The sequence below is a fragment of the Paenibacillus nanchangensis genome (genome assembly GCF_046543445.1).
Taxonomy (GTDB): Bacteria; Bacillota; Bacilli; order Paenibacillales; family Paenibacillaceae; genus Paenibacillus_AQ; species Paenibacillus_AQ nanchangensis.
In genome coordinates, this window is record NZ_JBHOFD010000032.1 from 1 (window position 1) to 22,137 (window position 22,137).

Consider the following 22,137-nt stretch of genomic DNA (forward strand, 5'->3'; position numbering starts at 1 on the left):
TCCCCCTACTTTCTCTGGCGGCTGCAAAAGGCGGGAATCTGGGATGAGATCCTGAAGCACGTTACCATTGAGCCGGACTTAGGTTACCATTGAACCCGACTTTGAGCAGAGGATGATGGATACAAACCATAGTCCGAGTCCATCCGTATGGGGTCGGCGCAAAAGGGGGCAAAGCAAGCAAGCGACCGGACGTTCCCGAGGCGAATTAACGACCAAGTTCATGCCGTGGTCGATGGACTGGGAAACCCGCTACGCTTTGAATTCACACCTGGACAGTCACACGCTCTCCCATTCATTCCGGGCAAGCGAAACCGGCGAAAGAAACGAGTTTACGACTATGATACTTATAGAGAACGGCATTTTATCGAATGCTTTTTAATAAAATGAAAAGTTATCGGCGCTTGGCAGCCCGCTATGACAAGACAGCGAGCAAGTTCAAGACTTTTTTTGGCGTTTTCGATGAGGTTATTGCTGAAGTAAGTTTGCGTACAGACGCTAATCAATAAAAGAGGAACACAACCTGCAGCAAAGGTTTAGCGGCGGATCTTAACGGCTTGCGGGAGTCCGTTAATTAAGGTAGTCTTTCACTAGATACAGAACCTGCGGGCGCAGTGCCCGCCGATCCGGAGGAACCCGCCCATGAACGGCGAAACATCATATACCGTTGAGGAACTCGCCCAACTGCTGAAGATATCAAAGCTGAAGGTCTACGATCTGATCAAAAAAGGAGAGCTGCCCTCCTACCGTGTCGGCAGACAGATGCGTGTCGACGCTTCCGATCTGGAGGCGTATAAGCGTGCTTCGCGCAGCGCTGTTCAAGCGGAACGCTCGGCCGAAAGCGCAGCGCCTTCGGCGGAAGGCGGCCGGCATGCACCGGCGTCCTTCATTGAACCGAGCGCACTGCACCGCCCGGAGTCTTTTACTGGCGGAGAGCCGCCGGCCGAAACGCCTGCAGGACGGTATGAAGCGCCGCAACCTGCCAAAGCTCACACCCCGGCGGACAAACAGCCGGTGCGGAATCTGGTCATCACCGGGCAGGATCTGTCGCTGGACCTCCTGGCCACCCATCTGGAGGCCAGACTGCCCGCTTCCCGCCCGCTCCGCTCGTATGCCGGCAGCCTGGACAGCCTGATCGCCATGTACCGGGGGGAATCGGATATCGTCAGCACCCATCTGCTGGACGGAGATACCGGGGATTATAATCTCCCTTATATCCGGCGGCTGCTTGTCGGTTTTCCCTATCTGGTTGTAAACTTGCTGTCCCGCAGCGCCGGGCTGTATGTCCGCACAGGCAATCCGCTGAACATCCGCTCCTGGTCTGATCTGGCCGGAGGCCGCGCCCGGCTTGTCAACCGGGAACGGGGCTCGGGCGCCAGGGTGCTGCTTGATGAGCAGCTGCGGCTGCACGGTATTCCCGTTAGCGGTCTTCCCGGTTACAGCCGGGAGGAGTACAGCCATCTGGCCGTAGCAGGCAGCGTGTCCCGGGGCGACGCCGATGTCGGTGTCGGCACGGAAAAAGCGGCGCGAATCATCGACGGCGTCGAATTTATCCCTCTGATCCAGGAACGGTACGACCTGGTCATGCTGAAGAAGCCCGAACATGAGCGCTGGGTCGCTGCTGTGCTGGACGTCCTGCGTTCAACAGCTTTCCGCAGCGAGCTGGGATCAATGCACGGCCATGACCTCAGCCGGACCGGGGAGATTTTGTATGAAAGCGAGTGAGAGGAGCTCTTCCGATGCCTTAACCGGATAGGGCGCTGCATTTAAGTGGAGTTTTACCGCAAGCTTCGCTCTAAATCCCTGTTCTGGAGGAATGGAACTTGTCTTTTAGAAAGGAAAGCATCAGTTGGCAAATCTTTATAACTCCTAAGTGCCCTAACAAGTTGGACTATGGGCGGCAAAGGACAACGGCCTCGGCTTCCGTCATAAGTCAAAAGGCTTCCAGTTCGCTTCACCTTTGCCTTTTTCATTCCTCTAGTATCATAGGTTGCTAAGCGTCAGATCAACAAAAGCCTAATAGAACGGCATAGCCGGTCGCTTGGGCTTTAGGATGGTAGGGTTTCACGGCATCTGAAAAAGGAGGATTTTATGCGGCGACATGTTCCAAGTATTCTACCGGAGACAGATCGCCAGTTTGTTTTGATAGCGATTTTAGGTTATGGTGTCACATATAATTCAGTCGCTGTACCATTTACTCCTTTGGTTTCTCGTTACATAACTATTTAGTCTTCAAGCATTGTAGTAACACTTGCTACTGGGCGAGTTAACGGGCACGTTAAAGTTCCTTCCGGTATCGAGATTATCTATAACAATTATTAAAACACATACTAAATGAAAAAACATTTCTTCATCGGGACGATTTTCTATCAGTCTTCTTTAAGTGTCTTCTTTATAACACCAAGTACATCTACCAGTAAGTCGTAATCATCATATTCTTTCAGAATTACCTTTTCAAAAACTTTTCTATAGAAATAAGCTATAACTGCAGCAATTATTGAGATACCTAAAGTAATAACGGCGACAAAAATAATCTCCACCACATTATTTTGCTTTCCCAAAATCGCACCAATGGTTTCGCTCCATAAGGTTAACAAGAATACACTTGCTATCGTAATAAACGCCCAATTATTATTTCTTTTATTAGCCCTTTTAGAAAATGATTCTATAAAATAATCAAGATCAGGCAAGAGTTTGAAATCCACTTCATCATTTAGTCTCATTGCGATGTATGGTAAATAGAAAGGACGTTTATCAGTTACAAGAAACCCTCTTTTTAGTTTGAACGATGATTCTTCTTCAAATTTTTTCTTTATTGATTCGATCTCGAACTTGTCATACACCTTGATACCAACAAAGAGAAGCGCAATGGAAGAGTAAATAATTATACTTGTAATGGCTGAATTAAACACTCCCGTGAAATAAAACAAAAGGGACAGGAATATGCAAATTGATATAATAATAAAAATATTAATAACAATATCGGTCTTTCTGTTTCTAAGAGGGACTGCTCTTAATTTACTGAATGCTTGAAACACCTTTTCCTCTTTTCTTAACAAATCGATTGGACTACTGCTTTCCATAATTACCCTACCCCTTTTCCTTTTTATAACTGATACGTACAGCAATTATTGTGCGTTTCGTATCAACAGGCGACTTATTACATTTGGCCCCTAGCACCTTTTCCTCACATTTTCGTGTACTCTTGGTCTTTGCCAAGATCGGACTTTCTATTTTGGAGCGCCCGGCAGCGGAGCTGCATAATGAATTCGAGGAGTACTTATTTTTTTGAGAAGAAACAACTTGAATTCCCCCTTGTTCCCTGTATGAATGTTTCTGTAAGATCGCGCAAACCAACTAGACTAGCCAACTGAATTGTACACTTGCCATCCCCTACACCACCAAAAAGCCCGCCCGTGCCATTAAGGCACAAGCGGGCTTTTAGCCGCTCGTTTTATGTCCGGCGGTTCACGAACATCAGCATAAGGAACGAAATCCCCATGATCGAAGCGACCCACAGCCAAGCCAGCGTCATATCGCCGCCGTCCACGGCGACATAGATGGCTGTGGGAATGGTCTGGGTCCGGCCGGGGATATTCCCCGCGACCATGATGGTCGCTCCAAATTCGCCAAGCGCTCTGGCGAAGCCAAGCACATACCCGGCGCTCAGGGAACGGGATGCCAGCGGCAGCGTCACATACCGGAGCACCTGCCACTCGCCGGCCCCTTGGGCCCGTGCCGCATCCTCCAGCTCGCGTTCCACACCGTCAAATCCGGCTTTAACCGTCCGGTACATCAGCGGAAAAGCCACCACCGCCGCCGCGATCACTCCGGCAACCCAGGTAAACAAAATCGTGTCCGAGGTCAGCCATTCATACAGCCTGCCGATCCAGCTGTTCCGCCCCAGTGCAAGCAGCAGCAAAAAGCCGACCACCGTTGGCGGCAGGACCAAGGGCAGCAGCAGCACCGTCTCAACCGCGGTTTGCCCGCGGAACGGGCGACGCGACATCGTCCTGGCGGCGGCGACCGCCAGGGCAAAAGCCAGCACGCTGGCAATCACGGCGATTTTGACGGACAACCATACAGGCGCCAGCCACTCGCTCCAGTTCACATCCATGCCGTCACCTGCCTGTCCGTCCTTTTTTTCGCCAGGTCACCCTGCGTGCCCCCCGCCTTGTCATTCATCAAGTCATTCATCAAGTCATTCACTATGTCCGTTAATGTGACCCATCCTATATCCCTTGCTATATCCTATATCCCTTATTATATCTCTCACTAGGTCCTTGCCCATATTTCCTTATTTATATCACTCTCTATATCCCTTACTATGTCTCTCGCTATGTCCCGTTGCACGTGCCGCCTGCCATGCCGCTAGCTGTGCTGCTCATAGCATCATTGCCGTGCTGTTCGAGGAGTCACGGACGTTTGAATCCATAACCCTCGAATATTTTGATTGCCGCTTCCGATTCAAGATATTCGAGAAACGCATCCGCCTCGGACTCATGGGCCGCATCTTTAATCACGCCAGCCGGATACAAAATCGGCTCGTGGGACGACTCTTCGACAGGAGCCGCGATGTCCACTTTGTCAGAAGTCAGCGCATCCGTCCGGTATACCAAACCGGCTTCGGCATTCCCCGTTTCGACATACGACAGCACCTGCCGGACGTCTTTGACGAACACCAGCTTTCCGTCCAGCTGCTCCCATACACCGGTAGCCGTCAGCGACTGGCGCGCATATTCCCCTGCCGGCACCGCTTCCGGCTGCCCTACAGCGATCCGTTTGTAGCGCTCGCCCGTAAGCTCCTTCAGCGAAGCAAGCGTCCCGGAGCCGGACGGAACGACCACAACCAGTTCATTCTTCAGCAGATCGGCGCGGCGGGAGATCAGCCCTTTCGTTTCCAGCGCCTTCATTTGTTTCTCCCCTGCGGACAGGAACAAATCTGCCGGGGCGCCCTGCTCGATCTGTTTTTGAAGTGTTCCCGATGCGCCATAATTCATCACCAGATCAACAGCCGGATGCTCCTGCTCGTAAAGAGCCGCGATGTCTTCCAGTCCGTCCTTGAGGCTGGCTGCAGCCGAGATCACAACTTCCTTCCGGTCCGCCGCTGTCGCCTGGCCATTGCCGCGCTGCGTTACAACCGCTGCGATAATTACAGCAGCCAGCACCACCACTGCGGCGGCTGCCGCAATTTTTTTTGTACGCATATGCGCCACCTTCCCCTGCTTGATTAACAATGCAGCCATTTTAGCACACGAGCGGGAAAGTGACTATATCTATTGTTATAATTAGTTATGTTTCGTTATAACTAGTTATAATTAATATCGTAATTATAGAAAAAGAACGGTCCTGTTGACCGCTCCCCCTGTCTGTGCGAAAACGTTTGTGCTGCCGCAACGCTACCGGGAATACACGGCTAGCCAGCGCTCCAGCAAAAACCTCAGCGCATCCCGGTAATATAAGGGTTCTAATATCTCGGCGTCTTCTCCAAATCCTGCGATCCATCTCATAAACCGGCTGTCCTGCTCAAGCGAAACTTCAAAAAAAAGGCAGCGAGCGTCCGGGTCGGACTTCAGCGGCCTGATCGGCATATCCACGTGACCCGTCATTTCATACAGCGCCTGCTCAGAGAAGCGCACCTTGAATTTTACCAGCAGGCTGTCCCGGTCCAGCGACCATTTCTGCTGCAGAAACTGCTGCATATCGAACCGTTCTTTGGAAAACGATGCGTCGAGCAGCGCAACACGGGAAAAGGAGCTGAGATTAAATGTGCGTATCTGCCTGAGCCGATGACAGTATCCGATCAGATAAAACCGGTTCTCCAGCGGCACAATACCATAAGGATGGATCAGCGTTCCTTCCTCCTGGTGTGAATTCTCGCAATAGTCCGCCTTAATCGCCTTCCGCTTCAGCACAGCAGCCAGTACCGCCGATAAAAAAGGAGGAACCTCCGTTTGGTAGCTTCTTTCCATCCGACCCGGACCTCCTTCTTTTTTTACTCTTTCGAGCTTTTCCTCTTTGTCGGCCCTTTGTTTGTACGCCCAGGCCAATACTTTGTCGTAGGCACTTTCGAAAGCTTCCGGCAGCAAGCCTTTCCATTGACCGAGCAGTGTTCCCGCTTCCGCGAAGGCCACCGCTTCCTCGTCCGACCAATCCAAGGGATGGAGCGCAAAATTGCCGATAAACGCATAGCCTTTGCCATGCCCTTGATGGGCTATGGGAATGTGCATGGCGCTAAGAGCCTCCATGTCTCTGTAGATGGTTCTCTCACTGGTGCCGCAGCGCTCGGCCAGTTCACGAGCCAGTATTCCGGGTCGGGACTGAACAAGTGTGATGATGCGCATCAGCCGGATCAATCGGTCAGTCATACTCCATTCTCCTTGCCCGTATAGTAAAATAGACTCATTATTTTTCGATTTTCTAGTTTATTTTTCCTATATATACAGTAATTTTCTCCACCAGAACGAATATAATAGAACTATTTTACTATATTACCACATTCATTAAATCCATAATCTTCACCCTGTCATTGCGGTATTTACGCAAATATGGGAAAGTTGCTTGCGGATGGGATATGCGTTGTTACAAGATGCCGGAGGTGCGGCTTTGCTCATGTTTTTTCAGAGCGCGGGCATTGCCGGGGAATTCGCTTTGCTTGTACATCGATTCGGCCTCCGTCAATAGTTTGGGGTCGCCGGTCCTAGCTGCCAGCAGCAGCAGACTGTCCGCGCGCCGCTTTAACTCCTCCCGCGCCTCCTCCTCCCGGCCGGACAACCGCAGACGCAGCGCCAGCTCCCTCGTCTCATCGCTCTTCAACAGCTCCAGATGCTTGTCCACATATCCAGGGCTGCTTGGGACAAGCACTCCCGTATGACGGCACGATTCCAGGCTTAGCTTCTCGATCGGAAGCTCGCGCAGCCGTTCTCCGGCAGGCTGCTTGAATTTCCACTGCACCCAGACGGCGTCATGGACACCGGCCGGCATGGAACCGTGTGTCAGCTCCAGCGCCAGCATTTTTCTTTGGCCCGCCCGGAGATTGGCCAGTTCAAACCGGTACATGCGCCCCCCTGCTTCAATCGCCCGCCCTCCATGCGCTTCCGTTAAGGATACATGCGGCTCAAGCCACACGCTAAGCTCGATGTCCCGCGCTGCGGTCCGCGGTTTGCGTCTGCGTCCGGTTTCCTGCTCGATTTCGCCGCGGTACTCTACGAGCAAAACCACCCGTTCGGTTTTTCCCGCAAAAATGAGATCTTTGCTCCATGTGTAAATCGGATGTATGCTTGCAAGCATATTTCCACCTCTTTCTTTTTCTGGGTCTTCTATTAATGTACCAAGATTGGCGGACAACTCCATGTCACGGAATGTATGTTCGGGTGGAAAAAATCGACAAAAAAGAGCCATTCACTGGAACCAAGTGAACCGCTCTTCGTAGAAATGACAGCACAGGGAAGCCGGGCAGTCCTGGGAGCCCTCTATGGATTTAATTTGCCGAAACGGCGCGGGGTGTTTCTGCGGGAACGCTCCCGGGTACGGAAGGATGAGGTGAACAGCTTCAGCGCCCACATGGCGCACAGCAGTGCGGCTGCCAAGAACAGCAGGGACCAGACGAGGGCGGGAATCGAAGTCAGACGGGCAAGATTCGCCGCGTCTCCGGCCCGGGAAGGCGCCGTCAAGGACATTCGGAGCAGAATAAACGGCGCGGCCACCGACTCTTCCAGCGTCAGGAAAGCGAGCAGCAAATAATAAATCCGGAGCAGCTTGCCTCCAGCCAGAAGAACAGCCAAGCTAAGCACTACGAAGCCGGCCAGCCAGGCCATGCCGAAAGTCCCCCGGACATACAGCGCCAGCATGATCAGCGCCAGTCCTACGGACAACATCAGTCCCCATTCAAGTTTCTTGCGGGCGTACAGGTAGAACAACAGCAGGGCAAACAGCGAAGCGGTGAGATATCCCGCTAAAGACACGGCGACAGCTGATAAACCCGGAGCAACCGAGGAATAGGTAACGCCGCTGTGATCCGCGTACAGCTCGATCCGCAGCACCTGCCCGGACAGCAGCAGCGTGGCCAGCGCATGGCCGAACTCGTGGATCATCGTGTCCAGGTTGCGGAACAGAGAAGAGAATGGGATAAGCCGTGTTAGAACGGCGGACAGCAAAAGAAGCAGGATCGTTTGCAGCCAGCGATTCATGATTTTCTCCTCCTCTCCTGGCCAAAGTATACGATAATTTGAAGCGTTTCACAATCTGTACACGAAGGGTTTTACAATCGGTCCCGCAAGCTGACGGGCAGGAACGGCTATGATAAAATAAGGGCAGGATCGCGGCTTTGCAGGCCCTCTGCCCGCGCATTAGGCTGCTATATGAATTTGCTACAGGTGGTGAATGGGAACGATGACAACGGCCAGATCCGCAAAGTTTCGAATCTTACTGACAGCGGGGCTGCTGTCCGGTCTAATCGGGATAGCTCCTTCCAGAGCAAGCGCCAATGTATTTGGAGATATGTATAACGGACTAGAGCAGTTCTCGGAGCTGCCGGGCGAAGTGAACCGGCTGCAAGAGAGCTACCGAGAAACCGTCGATGAACTGAACAAAGCGCGGCAGGACCTCAATGAAACCCGGGACACTCTCGATAATGCCGTCGAGGAGATGAATGCCTACCGGACGGAGAACGCCGAGCTTGCCGAACAGAACCGGAAGCTTACCCAAATGGTGGACGAGCTGCGCGACGAGCGGGCGGCTCGGGAGAAATACATTCGGAGAATACGTGTCACCGTGTTTACAGGCATCGGTCTGCTGGCGGGATATTTTGTGCTGGTGCGGCTGATCCGTTTGGGCATGCGGTCCCGGTCGGGACGAAGCGAGACGGTGATCGCCCCCAAAACCCGATTCCGAAAGGGGAAAAATAACCGGTGAACGTTGAATATATGGACGATTACGGCTCGGACAGCGGCCAGGCGCTGACGTTCACTCTGTCCGGACAGGAGCAGGTGCATGTGCTGCATCCCCAGCAGATCATTGCCTATCGCGGCCCTTCCGGCGGAAGAGCGGACAAGCTGATGGATATGAAAGGAATGTACCGCAAGCATAAGCTCATCCGGGCGGATATCACGGGGCCGTGCCAGTTTGTAGCGGCGCTTCCGCCGGGCTACCGGCTGAAGACGGTGGAGCTGGAGGAACACAGCGATCTGCTGTATGATTTCCGGCATCTATTTTATTACATGGAAGGCATCAACATGCAGACCCGGATCTTGAATATGAAAAACATGCTGGTCACACGCGATGTCGTGAAGGTGAAGTTCTCGGGCCGCGGCAGCATCGGCCTGCTGACGGAAGGAGCCGTCTGCGAAGCAGCGCTCCATCCGACGGAGCCGCTTTATGTGGATGCAGGCAGTGTGATCGCCTATCCGGAGAATGCCCATCTGGAGCTTACAGTCTACGGCAATCATCTTGCCAGCCAGCATATGAACTACCACTGGAAGATGACAGGCAGCGGTCCCGTGCTGTTCCAGGCCGGACGCCAGAGCCGGCGGCTGGAGCGGGAAGTGAACGGCGAGGACGGGATCGTCAAACGTTTTTTGCGGGAAGCCCTCCCCTTTGGCGGGGTTTTTATTAAGTAGATTGATTACATTTAGGAAAGACATAACAAACGGCGGCAAGCCGGACAGGTCTGTAAAAGGCCTTCGTCCAGCTTGCCGCCGTTTATGTTATTGGTGAGAATTATCCCAGAAACGCGTTCAGCATCCACATATGTTTCTCAATACTTGCACGCATGCCGATCAAGAGGTCGGCTGTCGGCTGGTCGCTGCCCTCTTCCGCCACCGGAATGGTCTCTGTCAGCTCGCGCGCGACAATGCCCAGGTCCTTCACAAGCTCGGCGACCATAGCTTTGGCTTCTTCGCCGCCTTTCGCTTCTTCCAGAGTCGAGAGCTCGATCGACTGCTTCAGCGTGGATACCGGCTGTCCGCCGATCGCCAGCAGACGTTCCGCAAGCTCATCCACGTAGCCCGCTGCCTCATTGTACAGCTCCTCGAATTTCTCGTGCAGTGTAAAAAATTGCGGGCCTTTCACATACCAGTGATAGTGATGCAGCTTCATGCCAAGCAGCGTCCAGTTCGCAACTTGAACATTCAGTGCGGTTTCCAGTGCCGCAGATTGATGGGTGTGTGTGCTCATGAAAAACCCTCCCTAAGTTATCAATTCTTCAATAAGTATTTAGACTTGTTCTAAATCTACTTATAATATAGCATAGTTTTTCCGTTGTTGCAAACACCTTTGACATAGTGCGTGTACCGCTGTCTGGAAGTTTATCATAGGTTATCCTCGGTGTATATTATCTGCGTCACATGCCGTTCTCATTCCTTGCGCCGGGGATCTGAAGGATCTGCGGGATCTGCGGGATCTGCGGGATCTGCGGGATCTGCGGGATCTGCGGGATCTGCGGGATCTGCGGGATCTACGGAATCTGCAGGATCTACGGGATCTGCGGGAGCTACGGAATCCAGTCGACCCTCACCGTGTTCCGGCGGCGATCCTTCAGGCGGGATAATATTGGGCGGATGCTGGCCAAGCGGCTGTCCATGCTCCGCCGTTCTGCCGAGATCCGTCCGGAACAGCGCACGCATCCGTTCCCGCTTGTCCTTCGGACTGAGCACATAAAGCGTATCGCCGGGCTCGATAACGGTATCGCCGCGGGGAGTTACAACACGGCTGCCCCGGATGATGGCGGTGAACAAAATATCGTCGGGCAGCTCAAGATCGGCGATCCGCCGGCCGGATATCGGCATCTGCTCCGCAATTTGAACATGGTTGAGTTCCGTATCAGTTTTTCCAAGACCCACCAGCTCCAGCAGCGAAGGCTGCGGCCCTTCCCGGCCCACCAGCCCAAACACACCGGCCAGCGGAGAAATGGTGGTGCCCTGGATGACGGCGGAGGTTAAGACGACAAAAAATACGACGTTAAAAAATAGCCGCCCGTGCTCGAGCCCCGCCAGCAGCGGGTAGGTGGCCAAGACAATCGGCACCGCGCCGCGCAGACCGGCCCAGGAGATAAAGGTTTTTTCGCGGAAACTGAACCCGGAAAAAAGCAGACTGATAAACACTCCGGCAGGCCGGGCCAGCAGCATAAGAATTACGGACAGGAGCATCCCCTGCCAGGCCACATGCACCAGCTCCTGCGGAAAAACGAGCAGCCCCAACAGCACAAACATAGCGATTTGCATCATCCAGGCAAAACCGTGATTAAAGTTCATAATAGTGCGGTGATACATCAGCTTGGAGTTGCCAAGCACCAGCGCCATCACATAAACGGCCAGCAGACCGCTGCTGTGGAGCAGCGCCGCCGCGCCATACGTTAAAACCGCCATTCCGATGGCCAGCACCGGGTACAGTCCGGTGGAATCCAGATTGATCCGGTTGATCAGTAACACCGCCAGCTTCCCGACCGCAAGGCCGATGAGCAGCCCCGCCCCCATTTCCCAGAAAAAAGACAACGTCATCTGCCATATGGAGCTGCCGGGATGCTGAATCCACTCAATCAGCGACACGGTCAAAAAAACCGCCATCGGGTCGTTGCTCCCCGACTCGGCCTCCAGGACCGCGGTCAGTTTTTTGTGAATGTTTTTGCCGCCAAGCACCGAAAAGACCGCCGCCGCATCCGTCGAGCCAACAATCGCCCCGAACAGCAGGCTTTCCGCCCAGGACACTTCCAGCACAAAATGTGCAAACACCCCAACAATGCCTGTCGTCAACAGCACCCCCACCGTTGCCAGCGACAGCGCCGAGCCCATGACGGGACGGATGTCTTTGATATCCGTCTGCATCCCTCCGTCGAACAAAATGACCACCAGTGCAAAAATGCCCACGATCTGCGTAAACGACGCGTTATTATAGTAAATAAAAGGATTGAGCAGCATGCCGGCCGCAATAAACAGCACGAGTGCGGGCATGCCGAATTTGGCCGAAAACTTTGTGGACAGCACCCCGGTGAGCAGCAGCGCGGCAAGCAGCAGGATAATCGAATCGGCAAGTGAAAGCATAAGGCCGGGTTCCTCCCTCCAGAACTTTCGGATCCATTCGTCAAAATGAGTTGAGTGTGTGCAAGTAGAGGCTTTTCAAGAAGTCATCTGGCTTATTTATGGAAAGAAAAAAAACGGACAAGCGGCGTTAATAAAGCTGGAGAGGAATGCGGCCTGAGCCAGGTCAACCCTCTAATTCGGTCCGGTATGAGACTGCCTTCTGTGTAGGCATTGCTGTTGTCCGTAAAAAGCTGGTTTAACTTTTGCCTGTATAGCGTATAGCGGAAGGATGTATGCGGCGAAGCTTAGGGTTAAATAAATACGGTAGTTAGTGCTGCAGCGCCGGTAACTAAATATTACCCGTTATTTCCCGGGTTTAAGACACCCCGGGAATCCGGCTGGATATTAGGGCGGATGTGGAATTATACTGAGGTTATATTGTCTCCTGTTTTTACTAGTTTAAGCATGGAGGTGGAGCAGAAATGAACTTGAGACTTTTGCAGCCCGGGGAGCTTGACGCCGCAGCCCGGCTGGCGGATGAAGTATTCCGGGATTCCGGGGAACGGTCCATGCGGGAGCTGTTCCCGCCCTTATTCGACCCGGGGATCAGTGAATCCTACGGAGCGTTCGATGAAGACGAAACGCTGGCGGCTTTTATGGGCCTTGTCCCCTTTGGCATTCAAGCCGGGACGGCCCGGCTGCGTACCTACGCTGTCGGTTCGGTCTGCACCGGCCCGTTGTACCGCGGCCGCGGTTTAGCCAGCGGGTTGCTGCGGCTGTGCCGGGAACATGCAAGCCGTGCGGGAGCCGCGCTGCTGTTCGTGTCCGGCGACCGCTCGCTCTACACCCGCGCCGGCTGCGTGCCGTTCGGGCAGGTGCACACCGCCCGGCTGCCGGCCGGCGCGTTCAGCGAGGCGGACGGCTGGGAGATCCGGCCGATGGAACCGGCCGATCTGTGGGACGTCCGCCAGCTGCTGGCGTCCCGGGCTGCAAGCCACGAGCTCGGCCATGGCGAGCTCGCCCGGCTGCTCGGCGCCGGCGCTTACGCTGGCGTGCTGGGCCGCAGCCAGCGCTGCCTGGTCGCGGCGCGCTCCGGCGCCGTGCAGGCCTTCGCCGCAGCTGCGCTGACGCGCACGCCAGACGAGCCCGGGCCGGGGACGGCCCTGGAGTGGGCCGGCCCGGCCGACGCCGTCGCCCGGCTGCTGGGCCGGGCTGCGGCGGAGAGCGGCGGGCTCGACGTGCCGGTGCCCTGGCAGGAGCGCGAGCTGCTGCAGCTGCTGGCCGGCGCCGGGGCAAGCGTCCAGACCGGTCCGAACAGCGGGACGGCCGGGATCGCAAGCCGCGGCGCGCTGCTGCAGCAGGTGTCCGTCACGCCGGATCGCGGCGGCGTTGTTTGGGCGGAAGGGCTGGATGACGCCGGGCTGCTCTCCCTCCTGTTCGATCCGGACAGCCCGCTGCGGCGTGATTATCCGAACGCGCCGCCCGCACTGCCCCTGCCCTATATGTCGGGACTTGCGTTTATTTAATCCGGACCGGTCCGCGCTTTCCATAAGCTTTTCAGGGAAGGTACGGACTGGACGGATGTTCAAAGGAGAACTCTAATTTATGAAGACACAGACATCTGGCCCATCCGCTCCGCCGGCCAACCGCTGGCTTGTGCTGGCGAGTGTTGCGGTCGGCACTTTTATGTCCACATTGGACGGCAGCATCGCCAACGTCGCACTGCCAACCATTGCGGGCGATCTTCAAGCGGAGCTGCATACCGTGCAGTGGGTGCTGACCGCCTATTTGCTGACCATCTGCGCCCTGCTGCCCGTCATGGGTAAAATTTCCGATATGTTTGGCAAAAGCCGGGTGTTCAACTATGGCTTCCTGATCTTTACGCTAGGTTCCGCCTTGTGCGGACTCTCCCATACGCTGTGGCTGCTCGTGTTGTCCCGGGTCGTTCAGGCGCTGGGGGCCGCCTGCCTGATGTCGAACAGCCAGGCGATCATTGCCGAGACGTTTGGACAGGGAGAACGGGGGCGCGCCATCGGCATCATCGGTACGGTCGTGTCGCTTGGTTCGCTGACCGGACCGGGGATCGGCGGCATTCTTGTCGAACGCGCCGGATGGACCTCCATCTTCTGGATCAACGTGCCGATCGGGATCCTCGGTTTCGCGGCTGGTTTGTTCCTGCTCCCCAAAGACCGGCCGGCGGAAGAACGCAAACCGTTCGACTATCCGGGTTCGGTGCTGTTTATTCTCGGCATCACCGCTTTTTTATACATCGTTTCAAACGGGCATGATTTCGGCTGGACCTCGCCGGCGGTGCTCGCCGGGGGATCCGGTTCGCTGCTGCTGCTGCTTGGTTTTTATCTGTGGGAACGCCGGACGGACCATCCGATGCTTGAGCTTAGCCTATACCGTATTCCCGCCTTCGCGCTGGGTAATATTGCCGCGCTGCTGTCGTTCGTGGCGCTGTTCTTCACCAATGTCATGATGCCGTTTTATATGCAAAATGCGCTGCATTTTTCGCCGCAGACGACCGGGTATACGATGATGGTTTATCCGCTGACCATGGCGCTGGTAGCGCCGCTTTCGGGTTGGCTGTCGGACAAAATCGGCTATACGCTCCTGACAACCGCAGGGCTTGCCATCAATGCGCTGGCCTTCGCGCTTTTGAACACCCTCACGCTGGATGCGAGTCCGCTGGCGGTGGGGCTGCATTTGTCCCTGTTCGGGCTTGGCGGCGGGCTATTCCAATCGCCCAACAACTCCAGCATCATGGGGGCCGTCCCCCGGACCAAGCTGGGTACCGCAGGCGGTCTGAACGCGCTGGTCCGCAATATCGGCATGGTGCTGGGGACTTCACTGTCCGTTGCTCTGTACTCTACCCGCCTTATGGCTGAGCAGGCTGCACCCGGCACTGGCGCCGAGCAAGCGGTCCTGAACGCGCTGCACCCGGTATTCTGGACTGCGATGGCCGTCTGTCTGCTGGCGCTCGGCGTCTCGTCACTGCGTCTGGGCGGGTCCGGTTCCCGGTCCCGCGAAACCGCCTGACCGGATCATACGATATACATGTCACATATATAATAGTAGAAACACGTAGGAAGCAGGCGGCAGCCTGCTTCTTTTTGCCATTGAGCCGCCGAACAAACAAGATCAGAAAACCCTGCCATCCAAAACCGGAGGAACACCAGCAGAACCCGGGAGGCAGAAAAAATGTCTGGAGACAGAAAGAACGCCAGGACACCAAAAGAACGCGGAACACCGAAAGAACGTCCTGAACATGCCAAAAAACCTTCCCCGCATGCGGTCGAAGGCTGTTTGTCTTAGGTGGGAAACTGGAGTTACCCGCTTTTCTTCTATTAAGCGTAAGCGGTATTTAGTAATCCTGCTTGCATAATTTATGATCCTGCCTGCTGGCCAATTTGCCATCCGCCACCCGGCAGTTCCACACAGTGCACCGCGATTCGTTTTAATCCCTGGAGTAAATATACAGCTCGTGGACCGACCAATAGTTGCCGCCCGATCCGTTTTGCATAATCCGCACATAACGCGCAGTCACCGGATTAAAACGGATGATCGTCCGCTCCTGCTTGTTCCGGTTGACTCCCGACGCCGCTGTTGTCCAATTGGTTCCGTCGGTGGATACCTGGACCTCGTATACTCTCGGGTAATCATAAGCCGAAATCGTATTGTCCAGTGTCACCTGTTCAATCCGGTGGGTGCGGCCCAGGTCTACCCGGAGCGCTTCGCCGCCTTTTTGATGGCGTCCCGAATCCCAGCGGGTACGGCGGTCACCGTCAATCGCGCTTGCCGGATTGGCGCCCTGCTCGTTTACATTGGACGAGATTTTCCAGCTGGAACGGTCCAGCGGGACAAGACCCGTCGCCGTGATGGTCACCGGATTCGACAGCTCCTTTGACCCGGTAACCCTTACCGCATAAGTATAATCCGTGCTTTCGCGCACACTTTTGTCAATATAACCGGTCTGCTGAACTCCCGAAGCAATCACGCGCAAGTCCGCATCGGGGCCGTCGGCCCGCAGCACCTCATAACCGTTCCCCGTTACCTCAAGCCAGTTCAGGCTTACGCCGGGGCCTTTCACCGCGGCAGCTGTCAGCTGCTGCGGCGCTTCCCCCGTCACCTCGGAGGAGGGCTGCAAAATAAACTGCACTCCTTCTCCGGGCGCCAGCGTTTCGGTAAAGGTCATCTCTCCGGCTGCTTGCCCTTTTACGTAACTGCGGGCTTCCTCATACGTATCGCCCCGGCCGTAACGCTCGCCTTCGTAGACTTCCTGTTTCGGCATTTTGACTTTTACCGTAATCCGCTGCTCGGTATCCTCAAAATTGACCAGATTAACCAGCACCTTATTCGACTCGGCTCCCGTAACCGGCAGCGGCTTCAGCGTCGACGTATCAACCGCACGGACATACACCAGTTTATCGGCCAGCTCCGCCTTGTTGCTCACTTCATAGGTGAGCGGCGCACCGTGTGTAGCGTAGGCCAAAGCCAAACGCCGCATGATGCTCACACGGGACTCCTGGTCTTTGGTAATATAGTACACTTTTGTTTTGGCGGGATCATGCTCCTCCAGATTAAACCCGTATTCAAACAGGCTGTAATCCTTAAAAAAAGCTGCATGCTGCACAAACATGTCGGCATACCCGATATGCGCCCGCATAATCCGGTCAAACACGGCGGCATTCCGCTGGTCCGCGCCGTACCGGTAATCATCCACATGACTGTCGGAGGTCCCGAATTCCGTGGACAGCATTTTTTTGGGCAGCCCGTTCGCCGCGCCGCTAAACGTCTTCAGGTTTTCGGTAAAGCTGCCGCCTCCCCGGAAAATATAAGATTCTCCGTAAGAGTGACCGTTCGTCAAATCCGTTGCTTCCTCCAGCTCCAGCCGCTGCTTGGGATCGCGTTCCCAACCGTCGGGATCGCCGCACTTGCGGACACTTCCTTTCTGGTTGCCGCATGAGTCGTCCTTGTAGCTCGGCCAATACGCCCAGCCTGGCGCGACGGTCTGCAGCTCGGGGGACAGCTGTTTGCCCCGCTTGTTCAGCCAGTCCGCAATCGCCAGATTGACGGCCTTGGAACGGTTAAACAGTCCCGGCTCATTATCCACCTCGTAATATTGGAAGTAAGAACCGTATTTCTTGAAATAGTCTTCCAGCTTGGCTTCCGCTTCCTTAGGCAGAGAGCCGTCCGCATCCAGCTTGATGTCGCCGGTATACAGATAAAGAGCCACCGACTGCATATTATAATCCTGCAGCACCTTGTAGTATTCTTCCATGTTGGAGCAGGAGCGGCCGACATCGCTGGCGCAGTTCGTCCGCATAATGTTGCCGCTGTATGCTAAGCCAAGCCATTTGATCAAATAAGGCAAATGCTTGACTGCCCCTTCGTCAAAATAAAACTGTTTGTTGTTAATGGTTGTGCCGGTAAGCACGTAATTGCCGTGAACCGGCTCAGGCGCAGGCGTAGACAGCGCCTCAAGGCTGAGATCGTCCCACGTCCACCAGTTAAACTGGTCTTCCGCCGCCGAACAGTATAAGCACCGGACCGCTTCGAGCCGCAGCTCATTTTGTCCGGTCTGAAGCTGCTCTTTCGGGATATACAGCTCATAGGTTTTGCGGAACGGCTGTTCAACCCCCGTCCCCGACACCCCGGCAAGCTGAATGATGCCTGACAGCTGGCGGTTGGAGAACACGGCCATCTGGGGAACGTTTTTGTATGCCTCCAAAATACTTACGCGAAACAAAACGCCGTTTTGCGGGACCTCCTTCAGGTCATAGCCGATCTTCAGCTCCGGCTGGGATTTCCCGTTTAATCCGGCTGGAATACCGCTTGGACTTGGTCCGCTCTGCTTATTGGATGAAACGGCCACGGCTTCAGTATTGCCTTTACCCTTGAATTCGCCGGCCGAGCCGTCATGGCTGCCCAGCTTCCAGAGTACGGAGCCGGCAGGCATGATGCTTTTGACGGTATTTTCCCCGGTCAGCGGTTCCTGCTCCACTGTCTCTCCATGCTCGCGGGCGCCTCCGCCTCCCAAATAATAACCGGACAGCAAAAGCAGGAGTAAGATCCCAAGCAGCTTGTACTTGGTAGAGGTGCGCTTTTTCCTGTGTGAATCGCTCATCTCCCCGCCCTCGCTTTCTTCGGAATGTACAGCACTCGTCAGCTCACCCTGTCTTTAGGGCAGGAACAATACGTTTCCGGGAATAACGGACTCCGCCCGTCCCGGCGGCTTCCATTTCAATTGGACATTCGCATCGCCATGCTGTTCGAAATATTCCACCTTGATGTCGTATGTTTCGCCGCTTTTCAGGGAAAGGCTGCCTTTGCGGTCCACTCCGCTTTGCGTTTCCCAGTTATCAATGATCAACCGGCCGCCGATCCAGACCCGGATGCCGTCGTCCGACGAAGCCGTAAAGCTGTATTCGCCGCTAACCGCCGGCTTCAGCTTTCCAGTCCAGCGCACGGAGAATTCATCAACCGCGATCACCGGTGCCGGAGCGTCTCCGCGCCAGTTGAAGTCTACATTCGCATCCTCGCGGACAAGCGCCGGTTTCCCCCTCAGCTCCGTGTTGTTAAAATATTCTCCCCGCAGTCCGGTGCCCTGCTGTGCATTGTCCTGTTGTGGATTGTCCTTCTGTGTGTTGTCCTGTTGTTCGCTGCCCGGACGTTCGGCCGGAGCTGTTTTTCCGGGACTCGGCACGGATAACCGTTTCTCCATGGAAACCGTAAACGGATGGGTCATGAACTTTTTGATGTCTTGGGTGCTGTTGTTTTCGGTCAGCATTTTTCCCCAGGTCATCATATACACCCACTGATTCTGTTTTCCCGCCATAAGGTCGGGATCAGGCAGTTCGCCGCTTTCGCCGATGGCTATCGGCTTCCCGCCGGCCAGCTTCAGCAGATCATCGTGATAGGACTGCTTGAAGTCGTTATTATAAATATCGGCGGCAAGGATATCCACCTTGCCGATTCCGGGAAAATGTGTCTCATACGGGTCCGCCCACTCATTCGGCGCGTTTGGGTTCCACACCCACAGCAGATTGTTCAGTTGATGGGTGCCGGTAAAACGGTTGTACATCAAATCCCACAAGGCGGTAAAATTGTCCTTTTGGCCCCACCAGAACCAACCGCCGTTCATTTCATGATACGGCCGCCACAATACGGGCACGCCCGCTTCCTTCAGCTGCTTCAGATAACCGGCAACTTCATCCAGATCGGAGATCAGCTGCTTGTATTCCGGTGTTCCCGGCGTAACATAAGCATCGAACATATTCTGGCTCAGCGGCATGGTGACATTAGACCAGGCTGGCGAACGGCCGGGCAGCGCCTGATGAAAGGTCATAGCGACAATTCCGCCCTGATCGTGCCAGCGGATGGCGCTGTCCACCACATTTTGCCGCTGCCATGCGATTGTGCTTTTGGACTGGTTGTTGATCGGTCCCAGCTCATAACCGTGCAGCAGCGCATGCTGGCCCGCGGTTTGATTCAGCTTGTTGCTGAACTCGTCAGGGCTCTCCAAATAGTCATGCTGGCCGCTGATCATCCCTTTGCCCGAAAGACTCGACAGCTCCTCCAGCAGCTCCCGGGCTTCGGGCGAAGCATCGGGGTTAATCGGCTTGACCGGCTGGCCGGAAGGCACAGCCGCACCGGTACGCGCCGGGACAGGGACCTCCCCTTCCGCCGGCGTATCGGGCTTTGAACCTTCGCCCCAAGGGAGCAGGCTAAGTACCACAAGTATAGGGAGCACGGTGCTAAATAGTCGGTACATACGCTTCGTGTTCAAAGTCATCTTCCTTTCGGTGGCCGAACCGCCGGCTGCCTTTTTAACGGCATCCGGCAGTCCTCTCGCGAAAGCGGGACCCGATAGTTCAGTAGCCCTGCCGGATAGCAGGGCCTACAAAACCGCGGATAAGATTGCTTCTAACGCCCTGGCAGGTATCGACTCGCAGGTCCGCAGCGTTTCGTTGGAATCAGCAGGGCAGCAAAAACCGGACTGCTGCTGAAAGAGCTTGAGACTCCTTTTTTTTATCCCAACGAAAACGCGGACAGGCCCTTTAAGGGCCCGGCTGCATTATTGAAGCGAAAACAGGGCGGATGCCGGTACAGTGGTCCAGGGCTGGCTTGGGCTTTCCCAAATCATTTTTGCGCTGGCGTCTCCCTGGTTCTCAAAATATTCCACTTTGATATCGTGCATTTGACCGGCGGTAAGGGCGATCGTTCCGGAGCGCTCCACACCGCTCTGTTTGACCCAGCCGTCGATAATCAGCTGGCCGTCGATCCATAACCGGACGCCATCGTCCGCTTGCATGTAGAATTTGTAGGTCTCGCTGTATTTCGGCTTGATTGTTCCGGTCCAACGGACCGAGAAGTTATCGGCGCCAAGCGCGGCGTCCGGACTGGCTTGTCTCCAGTTGAAATTGATTGCCGCATCCGTTCTGACCAGAACCGGTGAATCGGAAAGCGTCTTGTTATTGAAATACTCGGCCATCAGTCCGGCTGCGTACACCGGCTCGGGTTCAGCCGGGGCCGGTTTTTGCGGGCTGTCCGGCAGCGGAGCCTGAACCGGTGCGGATGGCTCCGGCATAGGGGCCGGGCTCGGCATCACGCTTGGGCTCGGTACCGGCGTCGGGCTCGGCATCACGCTTGGGCTCGGCACCGGCGTCGGACTTGGCGCTACACTTGGACTTGGCACCGGCGTCGGACTTGGTGCTACACTTGGACTCGGTGTCGGCGCCGGGCTTGGCGATACACTCGGGCTCGGCACCGGCGCCGGGCTTGGCGATACACTCGGGCTCGGTTTCGGCGTTGGGCTCGGCGATATGCTCGGACTCGGCGTCGGTGTCGGGCTTGGCGATACGCTCGGGCTCGGCGTCGGTGTCGGGCTTGGTTTCGGCGTCGGGCTCGGCAGCGCCGTCAAAGCGGCTGTAAACTCGTCTCTCGTCAGCGTTTGACTGCTGCCCATAAAGCCTTTAATGGTATCGGTAGAATTCTTTTCGTACAGCATCTTGCCCCAAGTCATCATAAACGCCCACTTGCTCTGCGTTTTGGACAGGGTGGTGAGGTTCGGCATTTCGCCGTTCTCCCCGATGGCGATCGGTTTGCCGGCCGCCAAGGCCAGCAGGCCGTCGTAATGGCTCTGCTTATAGTCGTTCTCATAAATGTCGGCGGCGAGAATGTCCACCTTGCTCGCTCCCGGGTAGGTCAGCGAGTAGGCGTCAGACCAGGCGTTTGGAGCATTTGGGCTCCACACCCACAGCAGGTTGTTCAGTTTGTGCACATTAACGAACCGGTCGTACATGATGTTCCAAAGTGCGGCAAAATTTGTTTTTTGGCCCCACCAGAACCAGCCGCCGTTCATTTCGTGATACGGTCTCCACAGCACGGGCACGTCGGCATCGCGGAGTTGTTTCAGTGATACGGCCACTTTATCCAGTTCGTTGATCAGGCTGTTGTACTGCGCCGTACCTGGCGTTACATATTTATTAAACTCCGCCTGGCTGAGACTTCTGGACACATTGGACCAGTCATAAGACGTTCCCGGCAGATTCGCGTGAAAGGTCATGGCGACTACGCCGCCGTTTTTGTGCCAGTTGATGGCGCTATTCACCACATTCTGGCGGTACCAGGCGACGCCGCTTTCGGACTGTCCGCTGATGGCTCCAATCTCATAACCATGCAGAGCGGCAAACTTTCCGCTGGTGTTCTTCAGCTTATTATTGAACTCATCCGGGCTTTCCAGGTAATCGTGTTGCCCTGTCAGCGTGCTTTTCCCGGAGATGGACGTCAAGTACTGAAGCAGCTTCACCGCTTCAGGCGAAGCGGAAGCATTAACTGGAGTACCGGGCTCAACGGCCGCCGATGCAGCGGACGGAAAAGCGCCGGCTCCCACCGGTATTACAGCAGCAAGCAGAGCAATCGACAAAATTCTGCACAGAGGTCGAAACAAACGGTAAGCGTTCAAAAATCATCTTCCTTTCGGTAGCCAGGCTGCCACTCTTGCGAAAGGCCCTATAGCTTTGCGTCCCTGCCTTTCGACAGGTTTGCCTTTGTCGTATTTTGGAAGGATTCATCCTTCTTACCGTATGTTATCGACCTATTTAGTTTTCGTTTTAGTGCA

16 protein-coding genes and 1 riboswitch are annotated in these 22,137 nt (G+C 55.2%); of the genes, 5 read left to right on the forward strand and 11 right to left on the reverse strand.

The genetic code is table 11. The annotated features are described in order from the left end of the window. The first annotated feature begins 639 nt into the window (after positions 1-639). Positions 640-1,722: a substrate-binding domain-containing protein gene (locus ACE6ED_RS22370; RefSeq protein ID WP_410829642.1), complete on the forward strand. Its 1,083-nt coding sequence runs from the start codon at positions 640-642 to the stop codon at positions 1,720-1,722. Positions 1,723-2,366: 644 nt separating this feature from the next. Here ACE6ED_RS22370 and ACE6ED_RS22375 read toward each other — a convergent pair. From ACE6ED_RS22375 to ACE6ED_RS22400, 6 genes are all read right to left on the reverse strand, one after another. Beyond that, entirely contained in the window at positions 2,367-3,080 is a 714-nt protein-coding gene (locus tag ACE6ED_RS22375) for a hypothetical protein (RefSeq protein ID WP_410829643.1), read from the reverse strand. A 371-nt stretch (positions 3,081-3,451) separates the two neighbouring features. Then, positions 3,452-4,114, reverse strand: a complete 663-nt coding sequence (gene modB, locus ACE6ED_RS22380) for a molybdate ABC transporter permease subunit (protein ID WP_410829644.1) — start codon at positions 4,112-4,114, stop codon at positions 3,452-3,454. Positions 4,115-4,412: 298 nt separating this feature from the next. Next, complete coding sequence (gene modA / locus ACE6ED_RS22385) at positions 4,413-5,204, reverse strand: molybdate ABC transporter substrate-binding protein (protein WP_410829645.1); 792 nt, start codon at positions 5,202-5,204, stop codon at positions 4,413-4,415. A gap of 192 nt (positions 5,205-5,396) precedes the next feature. Further along, entirely contained in the window at positions 5,397-6,365 is a 969-nt protein-coding gene (locus tag ACE6ED_RS22390) for a helix-turn-helix transcriptional regulator (protein ID WP_410829646.1), read from the reverse strand. Between the two features lie 214 nt (positions 6,366-6,579). Then, positions 6,580-7,287 carry a hypothetical protein gene (locus ACE6ED_RS22395; protein ID WP_410829647.1) on the reverse strand — a complete coding sequence of 236 codons (708 nt, stop codon included), beginning with the start codon at positions 7,285-7,287 and terminating at the stop codon, positions 6,580-6,582. 182 nt (positions 7,288-7,469) lie between these two features. Next, entirely contained in the window at positions 7,470-8,186 is a 717-nt protein-coding gene (locus ACE6ED_RS22400; protein WP_410829648.1) for a M50 family metallopeptidase, read from the reverse strand. 202 nt (positions 8,187-8,388) lie between these two features. Here ACE6ED_RS22400 and ACE6ED_RS22405 point away from each other — a divergent pair, with 202 nt between their 5' ends. Both ACE6ED_RS22405 and ACE6ED_RS22410 read left to right on the forward strand, forming a co-directional pair. Next, entirely contained in the window at positions 8,389-8,910 is a 522-nt protein-coding gene (locus ACE6ED_RS22405; RefSeq protein WP_410829649.1) for a coiled-coil domain-containing protein, read from the forward strand. Beyond that, positions 8,907-9,614 (forward strand): AIM24 family protein, encoded by a 708-nt coding sequence (locus tag ACE6ED_RS22410; protein WP_410829650.1) that lies wholly within the window; start codon positions 8,907-8,909, stop codon positions 9,612-9,614. The genes ACE6ED_RS22405 and ACE6ED_RS22410 overlap by 4 nt, the downstream gene beginning before the upstream one ends. A 100-nt stretch (positions 9,615-9,714) precedes the next feature. Here the strand turns inward: ACE6ED_RS22410 and ACE6ED_RS22415 are convergent, their stop codons facing one another. After that, on the reverse strand, positions 9,715-10,170 hold the full coding sequence (locus tag ACE6ED_RS22415; RefSeq protein WP_410829651.1) for a Dps family protein: 456 nt from the start codon (positions 10,168-10,170) through the stop codon (positions 9,715-9,717). Between the two features lie 179 nt (positions 10,171-10,349). Further along, the gene (locus ACE6ED_RS22420; protein WP_410829652.1) at positions 10,350-12,032 is read right to left on the reverse strand and encodes a potassium/proton antiporter; all 1,683 of its coding nucleotides are present in this window, start codon (positions 12,030-12,032) and stop codon (positions 10,350-10,352) included. Between the two features lie 461 nt (positions 12,033-12,493). On the opposite strand from ACE6ED_RS22420, the gene ACE6ED_RS22425 reads away from it, so the two are divergent. Both ACE6ED_RS22425 and ACE6ED_RS22430 read left to right on the forward strand, forming a co-directional pair. Continuing rightward, complete coding sequence (locus ACE6ED_RS22425; protein WP_410829653.1) at positions 12,494-13,537, forward strand: GNAT family N-acetyltransferase; 1,044 nt, start codon at positions 12,494-12,496, stop codon at positions 13,535-13,537. 79 nt (positions 13,538-13,616) lie between these two features. Further along, positions 13,617-15,053, forward strand: coding sequence for an MFS transporter (locus ACE6ED_RS22430; protein WP_410829654.1), 1,437 nt, complete (start codon positions 13,617-13,619; stop codon positions 15,051-15,053). Positions 15,054-15,471: 418 nt separating this feature from the next. On the opposite strand, the gene ACE6ED_RS22435 is transcribed toward ACE6ED_RS22430, so the two are convergent. The 3 genes from ACE6ED_RS22435 to ACE6ED_RS22445 all read right to left on the reverse strand — a co-directional run bounded on the left by ACE6ED_RS22435 (position 15,472) and on the right by ACE6ED_RS22445 (position 21,981). Then, positions 15,472-18,141, reverse strand: a complete 2,670-nt coding sequence (locus ACE6ED_RS22435) for a discoidin domain-containing protein (RefSeq protein WP_410829655.1) — start codon at positions 18,139-18,141, stop codon at positions 15,472-15,474. Between the two features lie 54 nt (positions 18,142-18,195). After that, the gene (locus ACE6ED_RS22440) at positions 18,196-19,809 is read right to left on the reverse strand and encodes a glycosyl hydrolase (protein WP_410829656.1); all 1,614 of its coding nucleotides are present in this window, start codon (positions 19,807-19,809) and stop codon (positions 18,196-18,198) included. 282 nt (positions 19,810-20,091) lie between these two features. Continuing rightward, on the reverse strand, positions 20,092-21,981 hold the full coding sequence (locus ACE6ED_RS22445) for a glycosyl hydrolase (protein ID WP_410829657.1): 1,890 nt from the start codon (positions 21,979-21,981) through the stop codon (positions 20,092-20,094). 13 nt (positions 21,982-21,994) lie between these two features. Then, positions 21,995-22,075, reverse strand: a riboswitch (cyclic di-GMP riboswitch). Between the last annotated feature and the right edge of the window lie 62 nt (positions 22,076-22,137).